Genomic DNA, 15,653 nt, shown 5'->3' with positions numbered 1-15,653 from the left:
GAGATTTACAGCGCGGCCACCAAAGCCTTCGCCGCGCGGGCGATCGCCAACTCCTCGTTGGTGGGGACCACCAGCACCTCGACGGCCGACGTGGATGCGGAGATACGACGCTCGTCGCGGCTCTTCGCCTCGTTGAGAGCCGGGTCGACCTCGATTCCGAGACGGGAGAGGCCGGCCAGGCTGTCGCGTCGTACGTCGATGTTGTTCTCGCCAACACCGCCGGTGAAGGTGATGACGTCGACGCCACCGAGTTGAACGATGAAGGCGCCGATGTACTTACGGAGCATGTGTACGTAGACGTCGTAGGCAAGTTGTGCGTCTTCGTCGCCGCCCTCGATCAGTGCGAGCAGGGCACGGAAATCGTTGACTCCCGACAGTCCCTTCAAACCGGAACGACGGTTGAGGAGGTCGTCGATCTCGTCGACCTTCATTCCCGAGTTGCGATTGAGGTGCAAGATGATGCCTGGGTCGATGTCGCCGCTGCGGGTGCCCATGACAAGACCCTCGAGCGGGGTGAGGCCCATCGTGGTGTCGATAGCCTTGCCGCCCTTGATTGCCGAGGCCGAAGCGCCGTTTCCGAGGTGCAGAACAATCTGATTCAGCTCGGCCGGATCCTTGCCGAGGAAGTCCGCGACTCGTCCCGACACGTATTCGTGTGAGGTCCCGTGGAAGCCGTATCGACGAATCTGGTTGGCCTTGGCCACATCCCGATCGATCGCGTAGGTCGACGCTGCGGCGGGCAGCGTGTGAAAGAAGGCAGTGTCGAATACTGCTACGTGCGGAACGTCTGGCAGTTCTTCGCGCGCCACCTCGATACCGATCACGTTGGCCGGATTGTGCAGCGGCGCAAGGTTCGACAAATCCTCGATGGCTTTCACGACGCCGTCGTCGATGAGCGTCGGCGAATAGAAGATGTCACCACCGTGCACGACTCGGTGACCGACGGCGATGATTCCTGCCTCGCTCAGCGGCCGTCCGACCTCGGCGACGATGTCGAGCACCATCTTCAGTCCCGCACGGTGATCGGCGATGGGGAGGCTGCGGTCTTCGACTCCGGTGCGGTGGTTGTAGACGATGTGGCCGTCGGGTTCACCGATCCGCTCGATGAGGCCGTGCGCTACCGATTCCGCTGTATCCGGATGCACGAGTTGAAATTTGATCGATGACGAGCCGGAATTGATGACCAGTACGGTGCCGTCGCTCACGCTTACGCTCCCTGTGCCTGTATTGCCGTGATAGCCACGGTGTTGACGATGTCCTGGACCAACGCTCCACGCGAGAGATCGTTGACCGGCTTGTTCAGTCCCTGCAGAACCGGGCCGACGGCGATAGCGCCGGCGCTACGCTGCACTGCCTTGTAGGTGTTGTTGCCGGTGTTCAAGTCCGGGAACACGAACACCGTGGCCTTGCCCGCCACCAGAGAATCCGGCATCTTCTTGTCAGCGACACTCTGCTCGACGGCCGCGTCGTACTGAATGGGCCCTTCCACCAACAGGTCCGGTCGGCGCTCGCGCACCAAAGCGGTCGCGGTGCGAACCTTGTCGACGTCGGCTCCACTGCCCGAATCGCCGGTGGAGTACGAGAGCATCGCAATGCGCGGATCGATACCGAACTGCGACGCCGTCTGTGCGGACGAGATCGCGATGTCCGCCAACTGCTCCGACGTCGGGTCCGGAACCACGGCGCAGTCACCGTAGGAGAGAACGCGGTCGGCCAGGCACATCAGGAAGATGCTCGAAACCGTCGAAACTCCGGGAGCCGTCTTGATGATCTCGAACGAGGGCCGGATCGTGTGAGCGGTGGTATGGGCGGCACCGGAGACCATGCCGTCGGCAATACCCAAGTGCACCATCATCGTTCCGAAGTACGAGATGTCGGCGATCACCTCGCGGGCCCGCTCGATGGTCATGCCCTTGTGCGCCCGCAGCGCGGTGTATTCCTGAGCGAAGCGCTCGGTGTACTCGGACTGCGCGGGCGCGAGGACCTGCGCGCCGCTGATGTCCACGCCGAGTTCCGCTGCGCGTCGACGCACACTGGGTTCGTCGCCGAGGATCGTCAGGTCGGCAACCTGGCGCTGCAGCAGCCGGCCGGCCGCGCGCAGGATCCGGTCGTCGTCACCCTCCGGGAGGACGATGTGCTTGCGATCGCGTCGAGCGCGGTCGATGAGCTTGTACTCGAACATCTGTGGGGTCACGACCGACGGAATCGGCAGTGCCAGTCGGTCCATCAGGACGTCGGCGTCGACGCGCTGTTCCATCAAGCTCAGCGCAGTGTCGACCTTTCGCTGCGAACCGACTGCCACGCGTCCGCGGGTTTGGGCTGCAGCGCTTGCGGTGTCGAAAGTGCCGAGGGTTGTTGTGAGGATCGGAAGACGCTGTTTGAGGCCGGCCATCAACGCCGCGATGGCCGGGTGCGGCGTGATCCCGCCATTCATGATGATGCCCGCGAGCGACGGAAATCCCTCCGCCTCATGCGCATTGAGCAACGCGAGCAGCACGTCCGAGCGGTCACCCGGCGCGATGACGACCATGCCCTCGACCAGACGCTCGAGGATGTGCTCGGCGGTCATGCCTCCCACCATCACCTTCAGTGCCTCGCGGTGCAGCAGTTCCGGGTCACCCGAGTACAACTCGCCGCCGGTGGCTTCCATCAACTCGGCCATCGTGGGTGAGACGAGCAACGGAATCTCCGGCAGGCTCCACGTCGGAACACCGATGTCGGACAGGGCTGCGGTGACCTCGTCGAGCTTGTCGGGATCGCAGCGATTGGCGACGACCGCGAGCAGGTGAGCGTGGTTGGCAGCCAACTCGGCGGCGCACAGGTGCGCGAGCTGAGCAACCTCCTCGACGCTGCGCCGAGCGCCTCGAACCGCCAACAGGACCGGCGCTCCCAGGTTCACGGCGATGCGGGCGTTGAAGCTCAGTTCACTGGGGCTTGCGACGTCGGTGTAGTCACTTCCGATGATCACGACGGCGTCGCACTGCTCGGCCACGGTGTGGTACTTCGCGACGATGTCGGCCAGTGCGGCTTCCGGATCGGCGTGAACTTGCTCGTAGGTGACGCCGAGTGCGTCGGCGTAGGAGAGATCGGCAGTGGTGTGCTCTAGCAGCAGTTCGAGGATGTAGTCGGTTTCCTCGGTCGAGCGGGCGATCGGGCGGAAGACACCGACCCGGGCGACAGTCGCGCACAACATCTGCAGCACGCCAAGCGCGATGGTGGATTTTCCGGTGTCACCTTCAGGAGAGGCGACGTAGACACTCGACACGGCAGCGGGCGCTTCTGGCATGCCCAACAGCCTAGTGTGGGCCGCCGCCCACCTTGCCACTGATCGTGGTCACGCTCACGGTGCAGCCGACAACCGGCCGCTACGAGAAAGACGAACGGTGCCTGCCACACGTCGAGTGGCAGACACCGTTCAGTTGATCTCGAGGATCAGCCCAGAGCACGCAGGCGGGGCGCGAGGTCACGCTCGAACAGTTCGAGGAAGCGGCGCTGATCGTGGCCCGGTGCGTGGAACACCAGGTGATTGAGACCGGCGTCGACGTAGGCCTTGACCTGCTCGACGGCGTCGTCGGGATCGGAAGCGACGATCCAGCGCTTGGCCACCTGCTCGATGGGCAGAGCGTCGGCAGCTGCTTCCATTTCGATCGGATCCTCGATGCTGTGCTTCTGCTCCGGCGTCAGGGAAAGCGGCGCCCAGAAACGCGTGTTCTCGAGTGCAGCCTCCGGATCGGTGTCGTAGCTGATCTTGATCTCGATCATCTTGTCGATGTCGGCGACGTCGCGCTCGGCCTTGGCCGCGCCCTCGGCAACTGCCGGAAGCAACTTCTCGGTGTAGAGCTCCATGCCCTTGCCGGAAGTGCAGATGAAGCCGTCACCGGCACGTCCCGCGTACCGGGCGACAACGGGTCCACCGGCCGCGATGTACACGGGAATCCCACCCTCGGGAACGTCGTAGATCGACGCGCCACGAGTGGTGAAGTACTCGCCTTCGAAGTCGACACGATCGCCCAGCCACAGCTCACGCATCAGCCGCACCGACTCACGCAGGCGCGCGAAGCGTTCCTTGAACTCGGGCCACTCGCCCTGGAAGCCGGTGGCGATCTCGTTGAGAGCCTCACCGCTGCCGACGCCGAGCATGATGCGCCCCGGGTAGAGACATCCCATCGTCGCGAACGCCTGAGCGATGACCGCCGGGTTGTAGCGGAACGTCGGCGTCATCACGGACGTGCCGATCTGCACGCGCTCGGTGCGCTCACCGACGGCCGTCATCCAGGCGAGCGAGAACGGCGCGTGTCCACCGTTGTGGCGCCACGGCTGGAAATGATCGCTCACCGCAACGGAATCCATGCCGTGCTGCTCTGCCAGAACTGCCAGCTCTACCAGTTCGCGAGGGCCGAATTGCTCAGCCGATGCCTTGTATCCGAGCTTGAGTTCCTGCGCCACCGTGCACTCCCTTGTCGTCTGTTTCGTTTACTTCTCTGACTTGCTTCTCGTTCTTTGCAGACTATCCAGACACCGCTCGGACTTCTCTGCGTATCTCACGAGGTATCTCAGCGAGCGAGGCTGGTAACCACCGTTGCCACGCCGGCCGCGACGGCAACTCCGGCCAATGCCAGTGCGAACAGCCACAGCGCATGCGGTTCCGGCATCGCCGCTCCGTCCTCGAGCGCCTTCTTCACCTGTAGCCAGCGTCGCATACCGACGAGGGCGGCTGCTGCCGAGAGTGCGATCAACGTCAGGCCGAGCGCCGTGCGAACCCACCCTGTACTCCACTCGGGGACCAACTGGACGACGGCGATGCCGCCCGCCAGCAGGGCAAGCGAGCTACGCATCCACGCGAGGAAGGTGCGCTCGCTGGCAAGGGTGAATCGCTCGTCCGGGCGGTTCGGTTCACTCATGCGTGCTCGCCTCCGTGGGGTGCCACCAGATCCGGGTCCTGACGCCAGTCGTAGACGACCTCGGTGCGCAGAACGATGTCCTGCAACGATCGTCGCCGTCGATCGACCGCCGACCACAGCAATCCGAAGGCGAAGAGCACACAGAGCACCGCACGGATGAAGGCGAGCGGCCAACGGACCAACCGGTGACCCGACGTGATCACCCGCAACCCCATCACGAGGGAACCGACAGTTCGGCCGGTGGTCGCCCAGCAGGCAGTCAGGTAGGCCACCGAGACGCCGAGAAATGCCGTCGTGGACAGGAAGATTCCCGGTTCCGAGAACGTGAAACTCTGCGGCGAGAAGAGCAATCGAACAAAGGCCAAGGCCACGTACACGGAACCCATCAGGATCAGCACGACGCCCAGGTCGATCAGTCCGGCGAGGCCGCGGGTGACGATTCCGGCCGGGCCGGAATTCTCCTGGGCCACTAGCGTTCACCTGCGTTCGTGTCCGGATGCGGCTCGTGTGAGGGTGGTGCGTTGTCGCGGCCGAACAATCGTCCGACGAACCCGGCGACAGCGTCGTCCGCCTGCATCCCCTGCACGCGCGCCCCGTGCACGGCTTCGGTGGAGAGTGAACCGGTCGATTCACGAATCATCTGTGGGAGGTCGACACCCTCGATGACCTGGTCGGCGATCTTGAGGAGGTCGACGCGGTCGATCTGGCGCTCGAGGTCGACGCTGTCGACGATGCCGTCGAGGTCGAGGCGATCGATCACTGCTTTGACGTCGAGTCGGCTTGCGATCGCATCGATGTCGACGCGATCGATGATCGGTTCGAGCGAGACCCGTTCGGCAATCTTGTCCACGTCGATGTTCTCGGCGATCTTGTCGATGTCCACGTGGTCCACGACGATCTTCGTGATGTCGACTTCGGCAAGAGCAGCGTCGACGACAGCTTTGATCACCGTTCTCAACGTGGAATCGGCAAACTCCGCTGTCGAGCGAATCGCTTCCGTGCCGCGGGTGGCGACCTGGGTGATCGCATCGTCGAGTGCGTCACCGACAACGGGGATCCGCTGCACCGAATCAATGGCGAGACCAGCGGTTCTGCGCGCCGCACCAGCCGTGATCGCGGCCAGCCCGAAGGCCAGCCGAATCACGTCGGATTCGGGGTGATGCGACTGCGATCCCACGCAATTGTCTCCATCTTCTTACCGGACTGTTATCCGGACATTCGTCACTCTCCTTCGCATTGTGCCACTGTTGGTAGGCACAAATACGCTGTCCGGCTTGCGCCAGGGGGAAATAATGAAGGCACGTCGATTCACGGTCCGATTGACGATGGCGGTGGCCATGGTTGCCGGCTTTCTCGGCCTCAGCGCGCCGACCGCGAGCGCGGATTCAGTGGTCAGCCGCATCGATGTCTACTCCCCCTCCATGGACCGCTGGATCGCCAACGACGTGATTTCCCCGGCCGGCGATGGCCCCGCCCCGACCTTCTACCTTTTGACCGGCGTCGGCGGCGGTGAGGACGGGATCTCTTGGTTCAACAACACCGGAGTTCGTGACTTCTTCGACGACAAGCACGTCAACGTGGTCATGCCGGTCGGCGGCAAGTTCAGCATGTACACCGACTGGAACGCCGACGATCCGGTGCTCGGCCGCAACAAATGGCAGACGTACCTCACCAAGGAACTACCGGCAGCGGTCAACGCTCGATACAACACGACCGGCGTAAACGCACTCGGCGGCGTGTCGATGGCCGGTGGACCGGTTCTGGACCTCGCGATCCAGTCGCCTGGCACCTACCGCGCCGTCGGCTCGTACAGCGGCTGCCCGCGCGCCGGCGACCCGCTCGGCCAGGCTGCGGTGCGCTCGATGGTCGAGATACTCGGCGGAGGAAACGCGGCCAACATGTGGGGGCCGTGGGGTAGCCCGCAGTGGGCTGCTCACGACCCGCTGATCAATGCCGAGAAACTGCGCGGCACAGCGCTGTTCATCTCCACCGGCAACGGCCTTCCCGGTCCGGTGGACGGAATCAACTCATTGGCGATGGCTGCCGGCGTCGTTCCCGGTGCTGTCCTCGAAGGCATCACCAACATGTGCACCGCTGCCCTACAGGGTCGATTCGGTCAGCTCGGCATTCCCGCGACGTTCAGCTTCCGACCTGAAGGCACCCATACCTGGGGACTCTTCGAAGCCGACATGCGTGCGTCGTGGCCGATGATCGCGGGCGCGATCGGGGCGTAAGCCTCACGGCCCGCCTTTCAAGCCATGGCGTCAGGTGAGACTGCGCGCCCAGTCCCGCATCCCGGCGGGTCCAGTGCCAGTGGCGTATTCAGCGAACAGATTTCGCGATTCGTCACGGCGAATGCCGCCGAGGACTTCACGCGGCTTACGGAAAAACGGAAGTTCCTCAGGCGGCGCCCACAGCTGCACGAGTTCCCTTGCACCGTCGTTCGGGGATTCGAGAGCGAACCACACCCGGGACACACCGAGTGTGATCGCGGCACCCATGCACATCAGGCATGGTTCGAGATTGACCGCCAATGTCAATTCTCCTGACGCTCGAGTGAACCCGAGAGCCTCGTCGGCCTGCAAGAGCGCTTGAAGGTCCGCATGCACTACCCGTCGGCCGAGTGCCCGTTCTTGCGTATACGCCCGCCCGAGCACACGGTCGTCGTCGAACACGACTGCCCCGATCGGCATCTCCCCGAGTTCCATGCCCTCACGCGCTACGTCAAGAGCAAGCGAAAGCGCATCTCGGGGCGAAAACATCACTCGACACTAATGGACAAAGGCAAGCTCATGCTGCCAGTAGTGCGGGTAGTCCCCATTCCTTGGCAAGCAGCTCGTACGAGCGCAGGCGATCCTCGTGCCGATGGGTCACCCCGGTGATCACCAATTCGTCCGCTCCGGTGAGCTTCTGCAAACTGTCGAGCCTGTCGGCGACGGTGGTGGGTGAACCGACGAACTGCGTGATCAGCCGATCCTCCACTACTGCTTTGTCGGCATCGGAAAGTGGGAGCGCTGTGGCCGGATCGGGGTACGGGATGGCGCCGTGCCCGCTGCGAATGCTGTGCGTCCAGTGCGCGAACGTCGACGCCAACTCTCTCGCCGTCGCATCGTCCTCTGCGGCAACAACATCCGCGGAGACGACGACATACGGCTCCGACAGAACTGCCGACGGCCGGAATGCTGCACGGTATGCCTCGACGGCATCAAGCGTACTCGAGGGCGCCACATGGTAATTCGCGCCGAACGGCAATCCGAGTCGTCCGGCGAGTTCGGCACTGGGGCCTGCGCTGCTTCCGAAAACCCACAATTCGACGTCGGCGTCCTCACCGGGACTGGCGTGCAATTCGATGCCGTCGCGGGTGCGGTGGGTGCCGTTCAGGAGCGAGAGTATGTCGTCGACCTGCTGCTCGAAATCGGGCGCCTGTGCGCCCGGAAACGCCAATGCCTCGAACGACGCCTGCAATCTCGGTGACGTGAGAAGACCGGTTGGATCGAAGGGCGCCGGGATCACGACGCCGTCGCGTACGACGGTCTCCCGCTTCGATTCTGCCGGGGCAGGCGTTCCGGCAGCGACGGCACGAAGTGCCTCCACCCGACGCTGCCCGCTGCGCCCGATACCGAGATCGATACGACCCGGATACAACGCTTCGACGGTACCGAAGGCCTCGACCACCTGAGCTGCCGTGTTGTTGCCCAGCAGCACTGCGGCCGAGCCGACGCGAATGGTGTTGGTCGCGGCCGCAATCAGTCCGACCAGAACGGCCGGTGACGAGCTGGCTACGCCGACGAAGTGGTGTTCGGCGACCCAGTACCTCTTGTATCCCCACGCTTCGGCAGAACGAGCGAGGTCCAGCGAGTTCCGCAAGGCCTGGCGGGCCGTTTCACCCTCACTGATCGGCGAGAGGTCGAGTACGGACAGGGGCGCGCTCACCTCGGTGCGCTTCCGTCGCGGGTATTCGGGGTCTTCTCGCCGGCTTCCACCGCGAACGGCAAACGATTCTCGGCGGGGGCGACGGGGCACGTCGCGTAATCGGTGAAGGCGCAGGGCAGGTTCGACGCCCGATTGAAATCGAGGACTACCGCGCCACCGGGCTCCGGTGCACTAACGTGCAGCGAGCGTGCGGCCGGGTACGTGGACACACCACTGGTCGCGTCGGTGAACAGGATGTGAAAGCCGTTGTCCTTGCCCGCGAACGCAATCAGAGTCTGGGTTTCTCCGTCGTGTTCGAAGCTGATGGTTCCGCGGGCGTCGTGATGATGCTCGAGGCGCTCGACGACCGCACCCGTCGTCACCGTGCGAGCCTCCTCGAAAGCGGTGAAAACACCGTCGATGCGCCACTGCGGGTTCGGCTCGAAGGTCGGGATACCACTGAACTGCGCCAATGCCGGGGCCGACGAATCGTGGATCCGCAGAGCTACCTCGCCGGTGCGGCGGATGACCTCCACCAACCGCGCGCCCTGCTTGACGATCAGTCCCGGCGCCCCCTCGATCGGATTCAGAGTGAGTGAACCGTCCACTGCGACGCCGTCGATCGAGAGGTCGTCGGCCGGCGTCGCTGTGACGACAACGGCATTCGCGTCGGCGCGCCACGCACCGGGCAGGTCTGTGAAGGTGGAATCGGTGTCAACCAGCCAATGCAACGCAGTCAGGCTCAGCCAGCCGAGTGGTTCACTGAAGGTGGCGTCGCGCGAGGCATGCCAAGCATTCCACTCGCCGGTGAAGGTGCTGGTGGAAGTGTCGGTAACGGTCATGATGCGCGGACTCCTTCAGCCTGCTCGTACGGGTGGCGCAGCCCGAGATGGCTGCGCAGGGTGGTTCCTGAGTATTCGGTCCGGAAACTGCCGCGGTCCTGTAGTTCTGGTACGACGGTATCGATGAACTCGTCGAGGCCCGCGGGGGTGATGTGGGGAACGAGGATGAATCCGTCGCTCGCGTCGCCCTGGACGTAGGTGTCGATCTCGGCAGCCACCTCCGCTGCACTACCCACGAACTGTTGGCGGGCAGTCACTTCGATGATGAGTTCACGGATGCTGAGGTTTTCGGCCTCGGCCTTGGCGCGCCACTGATCTGCGACCGCTCGCGGATCCTTGACGTGGCGGACGCGTCCGCGGGTGATGTTGACGTCGTCCGACGGATCTTCCTTCGGCAACGGGCCGTCGGCGTCGTACTGGGAAAGGTCTCTGCCCCAGACTTGTTCGAGAAAAGCGATGGCAGTCTGGGGTCCGACCTGCTGCCGCCGGATGTGATACGCCTTCTCCTGTGCGTCCGCGGCGTTGTCACCGAGCACGAAGGTGGCGGCGGGGAGAATCTTGAGGTCTGCGTGCGTGCGTCCGTACTTGGCCAAGCGTCCCTTTACGTCGGCGTAGAACGTCTTGCCTGCTTCGAGCGTTCCGTGCCCGGTGAAGATGGCGTCTGCCTTGGCGGCGCCGAACTCGCGTCCTTCGTCGGAGTCACCTGCCTGCAGCAGGACTGGGTGTCCTTGGGGACTCCGAGGTACTTCGAAGCGTCCGGAGATGTCGAACTGCTTACCGGAGTGTTGGAACTGACCGACCTGCTGGTCGGTGGCAAAAACGCCGCGCTCACGGTCGACGATCGGACGATCGATGCTCCAACTGTCCCACAGAGTCCGTACTGCGTCGACCAACTCGTTTGCGCGTGCGTACCGCTCGGAATGCTCCAGATACCCACCGCGGCGAAAGTTCTCACCGGTAAAGGCATCCGAAGAGGTGACCAGGTTCCACGCGGCGCGGCCGTCGGAGAGATGATCGAGCGTCGAGAACTGCTTGGCCAACTCGTATGGCTCGTTGAACGTGGTGTTGATCGTCCCGGCCAGGCCGAGATGCGTTGTCACACCGGCAACCGCGTTGAGGATACTGAAGGTGTCCGGGCGACCGACCACGTCGAGGTCGTGAATCTTGCCCTGATGCTCGCGCAGGCGCAAACCCTCTGCGAGGAAGAAGAAGTCGAACAATCCGCGTTCGGCACTGCGTGCGAGATGCTCGAACGAGCTGAACTCGATCTGGCTCTTGGACGCCGGATCGGTCCACACCGTGGTGTTGTTCACGCCGGGGAAGTGAGCGCCCAGGTGAACTTGCTTGCGAATCCTGTTCTGTGTCATCGGTGTTCCTGTTCTTTGCTCGCGTTACGCGAACTGATTGACGGGCAACTCGAAACCCAACCGCTCGCGCAGCGTCGGGCCGGTAGTCGGTCGCGGATTGAGAGTCGGCACCACGTCCGCCGCGATCTTCTCCACTGCGGCAGCCAAAGCCAAGGGACGCAGGACAACACCGTCGACCCCGGCCAGCCCACCGATCTCGCGAAGGAGGACAGTCAGGCCGGCGCTGTCACCGCGATAGAACAGCGAGTGCGGGGCGTACGGCGCTCCCGCCCATTCCTCGAGTTCGGCCAGAGCGTCGTCGGCGGCTCCGCGATCAGCGCCGAGAAGCACGTCGACGTCGAGGAGAACCCTGACGCTGCGCCCGAGGGCAGCGGCATTCGCGTGGACCAACTTGGCCGTGGCGTTGGCCTCGCCGAGGTCGGTTGCCGAGATCCGAATCAGATCTCCGCGCGCAACAGCGAGCTCGCGTGCCTCCGGCCTGCTCGCGTCGACGGCGATCAGCGGCTGCCCCTGCGGGGAGCGCGGCGTGATGGACGGCCCTTTGACGGAAAAGTTCTTTCCCTCGAAGTCGATGTAGTGCAGCTTGTCTCGATCAATGAATCGCCCGCTCGCAGCGTCCCGTATCTCGGCGTCGTCCTCCCAGCTGTCCCACAGCCGACTGACCACCTCGACAGCCTCGGACGCTTCCTCCCACGCGGACTCGGGGCCCTGCACTGCCTTTCGGCCGAACAACGACGCCTGCTCAGCGGTGTCGGACACCGCGACCTGCCAGCCGGCCCGCCCCGCTGAGGAGTAGTCGATACTCGCGACGGCCTTGGAGATGTGGAACGGCTCGGTGTGCGTGACTGTCGCAGTGGGGATCAGGCCGATACGCGAGGTCACAGCACTCAGCCGCGCCGCAGTTGCAACCGCCTCCAATCTGCCCCGCACTGCGTGCTGGCCCTCGGATTGCAGTCCGAACGAGTCAGGGAGGAACGCCAGATCCACCCCACCCCGATCCGCGGCGGTCACCAGGTCCACCCAGTACGAGGGCGTGAACAGATCTTCGGCGCGCGAATCCTCGCGTCGCCAGGAGTACGGATGAGCTCCGGTTCCCTCGAATTCGAGGCCGACCAGGAATGCTCCGGAACTACGCTCGGACATGTTCGGCCTTTCGTGTCGAATGATCCCGCCCGGGGATCGCGTCGAGAAGTGTGCGTGTGTACTCGTTTCGGGGATTGTCGAAAATCTCGGTGGTAGTACCGATTTCGAGCAATCGCCCGGCCTGCATGACGCCGACCACGTCGCTGATCTGGCGAACAACCGCAAGATCGTGGGAGATGAAGAGATAGGTCAGGCCCAGTTCGCGCTGCAACTCGTCGAGTAGCGCCAGAATCTGCGCTTGCACCGAGACGTCGAGAGCGGACACAGGTTCGTCGAGAACGAGCAGGTCCGGCTTCAAAGCGAGCGCACGAGCGATCGCCACCCGTTGACGCTGGCCGCCCGAGAGTTCGGCCGGTTTGCGGCTCAGGAACTGCTCGGGAAGTGCAACCTGATCGAGCAACTCTGCTGCACGACTCTGCTGCTGGCTGCGTCCACCAACCTTGAAGGCCCGCAGCGGCTCCGCAACGATGTCCTGGACGGACAATTTCGGGTCGAGTGATGCATAGGGGTTCTGGTACACGAGCTGGATCTTTCGGCGCAGCTCGCGCAGATCGCTGCCCTTGACCTTCGTGATGTCGTGTCCGTCGAAGGAGATGGTGCCGGCATCCGCCTGCTCCAACCGCACGGCGATGCGCGCCGTGGTCGACTTGCCGGAGCCGGACTCCCCCACCAATGACACCGTCTGACCACGCGGAACAGTCAGCGATACCTCGTTCACCGCGGTGATCGAACTCCCGCGTCCGACGTTGAAACGCTTGGTGATTCCGGTCAACGTCAGCAGCGGGCTCGTATCCTGACGGACCGGCCGATCGACCGGTCCCGAGGACAGGCTCGGAGCCGAGTCGAGCAGCTTCTTCGTGTACTCGTGTCGCGGGTTGTCCAGAATATCTGCGGTGCGGCCGGATTCGACGATCCTGCCGCCCTGCATCACCAGGATCCGGTCCGCGCGGTCTGCGGCCACTCCCAGGTCGTGCGTGATCAGGAGCACGGCGGCACCGGATTCGGCGATTCGCTCGTCCAAGTGGTCGAGGATGCGTCGTTGAACCGTGACGTCCAGAGCACTGGTCGGCTCGTCGGCGATGATGAGGGCGGGGTTCGCGACAAGCGCGATACCGATCAGAACTCGTTGCCGCATACCGCCGGAGAGCTCGTGTGGGTACTGGCGTGCTCGGATTTCCGGCCGGTCGATACCCGCGCGCTCGAGCACCTCGACGGCGTCCAACCGGGCTTTGCGACGGTCCGCGAGGCCGTGGATCCGGAGGACTTCTGCAACCTGGTCGCCGATCCGCGTCACCGGGTTGAGCGAGGTCGTCGGATCCTGCGGCACCAAACCGATACGCGCGCCGCGGATTCGCTGCCACGCACGGTCGGAATACGAGTCGATCTGTTCACCCTCGAACTCGACGGTCCCGCCGGTGACGTGGCCACTGCCGGCGAGCAGACCCAATATCGCGTGTGCCGTGGTCGACTTACCGGAACCCGATTCCCCGACCACCGCAACTACTTCGCCCCGACCGACGGTGAAGCTCACGCCGGCTACCGCGGGTTCGGCGCCGTAGGCGATCTGTAAGTCGGTGACGGAAAGCAACTGTTCCTCGGTCGTGCTCATCGCCGGTTGTTCCTTTCGATCTCGTGGCCGATACGGTGTGCCGAGATGACCACGGCGACAATCGCGAGACCGGGAAGTGTTGTCATCCACCAGGCATTGGCGAGGAAATTGCGTCCCTCGGATACCAGCGATCCCCATTCCGGGGTAGGCGGAACGGCGCCGAATCCCAAGAAGCTCAGAGCCGACACGGCCAGTACTGCCTGCCCGAACTCGACAGCGGACAGCGCGACCACCGGCGCGTAGGAGTTGGGAAGCACGTGCCGACGCAGGACACCGAGCCACTGCACACCTGAACTGAACGCAGCCTCGACGTACTGAGCTCCGCGCACCCGCATCACTTCGGCACGCATCACTCGCGCGAAATTGGCGACCATACTGACGCCGACAGCAATGGCGACGTTGATGGTGCCGAAGCCGAGTGCGGTGACAAGGGCCAACGAGAGCAGCAGTGCCGGAATGGACAGCAGCACGTCGACGATGCGCATCAGCACGGCGTCGACGACGCCACCGACAAAGCCCGCGAGCAATCCGATTATCGATCCCGCCACCAATGCGATTCCGACCGCCACCAAGGTTGCGGTCAGGGACAGCGCGGCGCCGTGCACGAACCGTGTGTACAGGTCACGTCCGAGATTGTCGGTTCCGAACCAGTGAGCCAGGCTCGGGCCCTGCAGTTTGTCCGCCGGGACACCGGACAACGGATCGCCGCTGGCAAAGAATCCGGGTGCGACGGCAAAGCCGATGGCAAGCAACACGATCAACACCGGAATCACCAAGCCGGGCTTTCGGATCCAGCCGATGGCCGTGGACTTTCGGCGCGAAACAACAGGTGCCTTCGCCTCGACGCTCGGATCGAGGAGTAGGGGTTCGATCAATGTGTCAGACATGAGCCGGCTCCAGATCGGTCGAGCTTTCGGTATTCGACTTTTCGGTGTGACTCTTCTTCGTCTGGATGATCCGTGGATCTATCAAGGGGTAGAAGAGGTCGACCGCGAGGTTGACGAGCACGAACACGAGAGAGGCGAACACAACGACTCCCTGCACCACCGGGATGTCCTGCGCCATCACCGACGTCTGTGTCAGACGGCCGACGCCCGCGCGAGAGAACACCGTTTCCACAACCACCGAGCCCGCCAGCAGCGTACCGACCAGCACACCGGCAATGGTGAATGCCGGAATGCTCGCCAGTCGCAACGCGTGACGGGTCTGCACGCGCCAACGGCTTGCGCCCTTGGCGTACGCAGTCTCCACATGCGGCGAACGTAGCGTCGACTGCAGGCTGGTCGTGAGCACCTGCGCGATCACCGCGCCGGTCGGGATCGCCAAGGTGATCGCCGGAAGAATCACCGTTGCGAATCCCTTGTCTCCGAATGCCGGGAAGATGTGCAGGCGGAACGAGAAGAGTTGCAGAAGAATCAGGCCCACCCAGAAAGTAGGCACTGCCACACCCAGCGGCGGCAAAGAGAACAACAGGTTCGCGAGCCACCGCTTGCGGGTGTAGGTAGCGAAGAACGCGATCGCCACTCCGAACAACACGGCCAGAACCAAAGCGGTGGTTGCCAGCACCAGAGTGCTGGGCAGCGCCGAGAAGATGGCATCCGTCACCGGCTGACCGGTGGAGATCGATGTACCGAAATCGCCGCGAAGAGCATTCGTCAGCGACGTCCAGTACTGCACCCACACCGACTGGTCCAAGCCGTACCGCGCCCGAAGCTGATCGAGCGCAGCCTGATCCACTGCGACACCCTGACCGGACGAGTCGGCAGCCATGCTGACGGGATCACTCGGCAGGAGGAACAGAATCACGAACGAGATGGTGAAGGCGGCCCACAGGACCACTGCGGCCTGACCCAGTCGGGTGAGTACGTATCGAGTCATG

The 15,653-nt window shown here is 63.8% G+C and carries 15 protein-coding genes; 1 reads left to right on the top strand and 14 read right to left on the bottom strand.

Going from position 1 to position 15,653, the window contains the following annotated elements; genetic code table 11:
• Positions 1 to 5 precede the first annotated feature (5 nt).
• The 6 genes from FEZ59_RS23045 to FEZ59_RS23020 form a co-directional block, all read right to left on the bottom strand.
• Positions 6 to 1,205 carry an acetate kinase gene (locus FEZ59_RS23045; RefSeq protein ID WP_019749511.1) on the bottom strand — a complete coding sequence of 400 codons (1,200 nt, stop codon included), beginning with the start codon at positions 1,203 to 1,205 and terminating at the stop codon, positions 6 to 8.
• Positions 1,206 to 1,207: 2 nt separating this feature from the next.
• Positions 1,208 to 3,286: a phosphate acetyltransferase gene (gene pta / locus FEZ59_RS23040; protein WP_003944313.1), complete on the bottom strand. Its 2,079-nt coding sequence runs from the start codon at positions 3,284 to 3,286 to the stop codon at positions 1,208 to 1,210.
• A gap of 146 nt (positions 3,287 to 3,432) precedes the next feature.
• Entirely contained in the window at positions 3,433 to 4,446 is a 1,014-nt protein-coding gene (fgd, locus tag FEZ59_RS23035; protein WP_003944371.1) for a glucose-6-phosphate dehydrogenase (coenzyme-F420), read from the bottom strand.
• A gap of 107 nt (positions 4,447 to 4,553) precedes the next feature.
• On the bottom strand, positions 4,554 to 4,901 hold the full coding sequence (locus FEZ59_RS23030; protein ID WP_019749510.1) for a DUF202 domain-containing protein: 348 nt from the start codon (positions 4,899 to 4,901) through the stop codon (positions 4,554 to 4,556).
• On the bottom strand, positions 4,898 to 5,371 hold the full coding sequence (locus FEZ59_RS23025) for an RDD family protein (protein WP_019749509.1): 474 nt from the start codon (positions 5,369 to 5,371) through the stop codon (positions 4,898 to 4,900). The genes FEZ59_RS23030 and FEZ59_RS23025 overlap by 4 nt, the downstream gene beginning before the upstream one ends.
• On the bottom strand, positions 5,371 to 6,078 hold the full coding sequence (locus FEZ59_RS23020; protein WP_020968844.1) for a hypothetical protein: 708 nt from the start codon (positions 6,076 to 6,078) through the stop codon (positions 5,371 to 5,373). The genes FEZ59_RS23025 and FEZ59_RS23020 overlap by 1 nt, the downstream gene beginning before the upstream one ends.
• A 115-nt stretch (positions 6,079 to 6,193) precedes the next feature.
• Between FEZ59_RS23020 and FEZ59_RS23015 the strand changes: the two genes are divergently transcribed.
• On the top strand, positions 6,194 to 7,135 hold the full coding sequence (locus FEZ59_RS23015) for an alpha/beta hydrolase family protein (RefSeq protein ID WP_134998277.1): 942 nt from the start codon (positions 6,194 to 6,196) through the stop codon (positions 7,133 to 7,135).
• Between the two features lie 30 nt (positions 7,136 to 7,165).
• Here FEZ59_RS23015 and FEZ59_RS23010 read toward each other — a convergent pair whose 3' ends face one another.
• The 8 genes from FEZ59_RS23010 to FEZ59_RS22975 are packed head-to-tail and all read right to left on the bottom strand — an operon-like array spanning position 7,166 to position 15,652.
• Positions 7,166 to 7,663 carry a deaminase gene (locus FEZ59_RS23010; protein WP_167343319.1) on the bottom strand — a complete coding sequence of 166 codons (498 nt, stop codon included), beginning with the start codon at positions 7,661 to 7,663 and terminating at the stop codon, positions 7,166 to 7,168.
• Between the two features lie 28 nt (positions 7,664 to 7,691).
• Positions 7,692 to 8,834, bottom strand: coding sequence for an LLM class flavin-dependent oxidoreductase (locus tag FEZ59_RS23005; protein ID WP_047888733.1), 1,143 nt, complete (start codon positions 8,832 to 8,834; stop codon positions 7,692 to 7,694).
• Positions 8,831 to 9,655, bottom strand: coding sequence for a DUF1684 domain-containing protein (locus FEZ59_RS23000; protein WP_172933266.1), 825 nt, complete (start codon positions 9,653 to 9,655; stop codon positions 8,831 to 8,833). Before FEZ59_RS23000 ends, FEZ59_RS23005 begins: the two co-directional genes overlap by 4 nt.
• Positions 9,652 to 11,022, bottom strand: a complete 1,371-nt coding sequence (locus FEZ59_RS22995) for an NtaA/DmoA family FMN-dependent monooxygenase (RefSeq protein ID WP_092765801.1) — start codon at positions 11,020 to 11,022, stop codon at positions 9,652 to 9,654. The genes FEZ59_RS23000 and FEZ59_RS22995 overlap by 4 nt, the downstream gene beginning before the upstream one ends.
• A gap of 24 nt (positions 11,023 to 11,046) precedes the next feature.
• Positions 11,047 to 12,165 carry an LLM class flavin-dependent oxidoreductase gene (locus FEZ59_RS22990; RefSeq protein ID WP_019749502.1) on the bottom strand — a complete coding sequence of 373 codons (1,119 nt, stop codon included), beginning with the start codon at positions 12,163 to 12,165 and terminating at the stop codon, positions 11,047 to 11,049.
• Positions 12,152 to 13,774, bottom strand: coding sequence for an ABC transporter ATP-binding protein (locus FEZ59_RS22985; RefSeq protein ID WP_092765802.1), 1,623 nt, complete (start codon positions 13,772 to 13,774; stop codon positions 12,152 to 12,154). The genes FEZ59_RS22990 and FEZ59_RS22985 overlap by 14 nt, the downstream gene beginning before the upstream one ends.
• Positions 13,771 to 14,661, bottom strand: coding sequence for an ABC transporter permease (locus FEZ59_RS22980; RefSeq protein WP_007726838.1), 891 nt, complete (start codon positions 14,659 to 14,661; stop codon positions 13,771 to 13,773). Before FEZ59_RS22980 ends, FEZ59_RS22985 begins: the two co-directional genes overlap by 4 nt.
• Positions 14,654 to 15,652, bottom strand: coding sequence for an ABC transporter permease (locus FEZ59_RS22975; protein WP_070386603.1), 999 nt, complete (start codon positions 15,650 to 15,652; stop codon positions 14,654 to 14,656). Before FEZ59_RS22975 ends, FEZ59_RS22980 begins: the two co-directional genes overlap by 8 nt.
• Position 15,653 lies beyond the last annotated feature (1 nt).

This window comes from Rhodococcus sp. MS13 (genome assembly GCF_013277835.1).
GTDB classification, from domain to species: domain Bacteria; phylum Actinomycetota; class Actinomycetes; order Mycobacteriales; family Mycobacteriaceae; genus Rhodococcus_F; species Rhodococcus_F erythropolis.
This window is presented reverse-complemented; position numbering and strand designations above follow the sequence as displayed.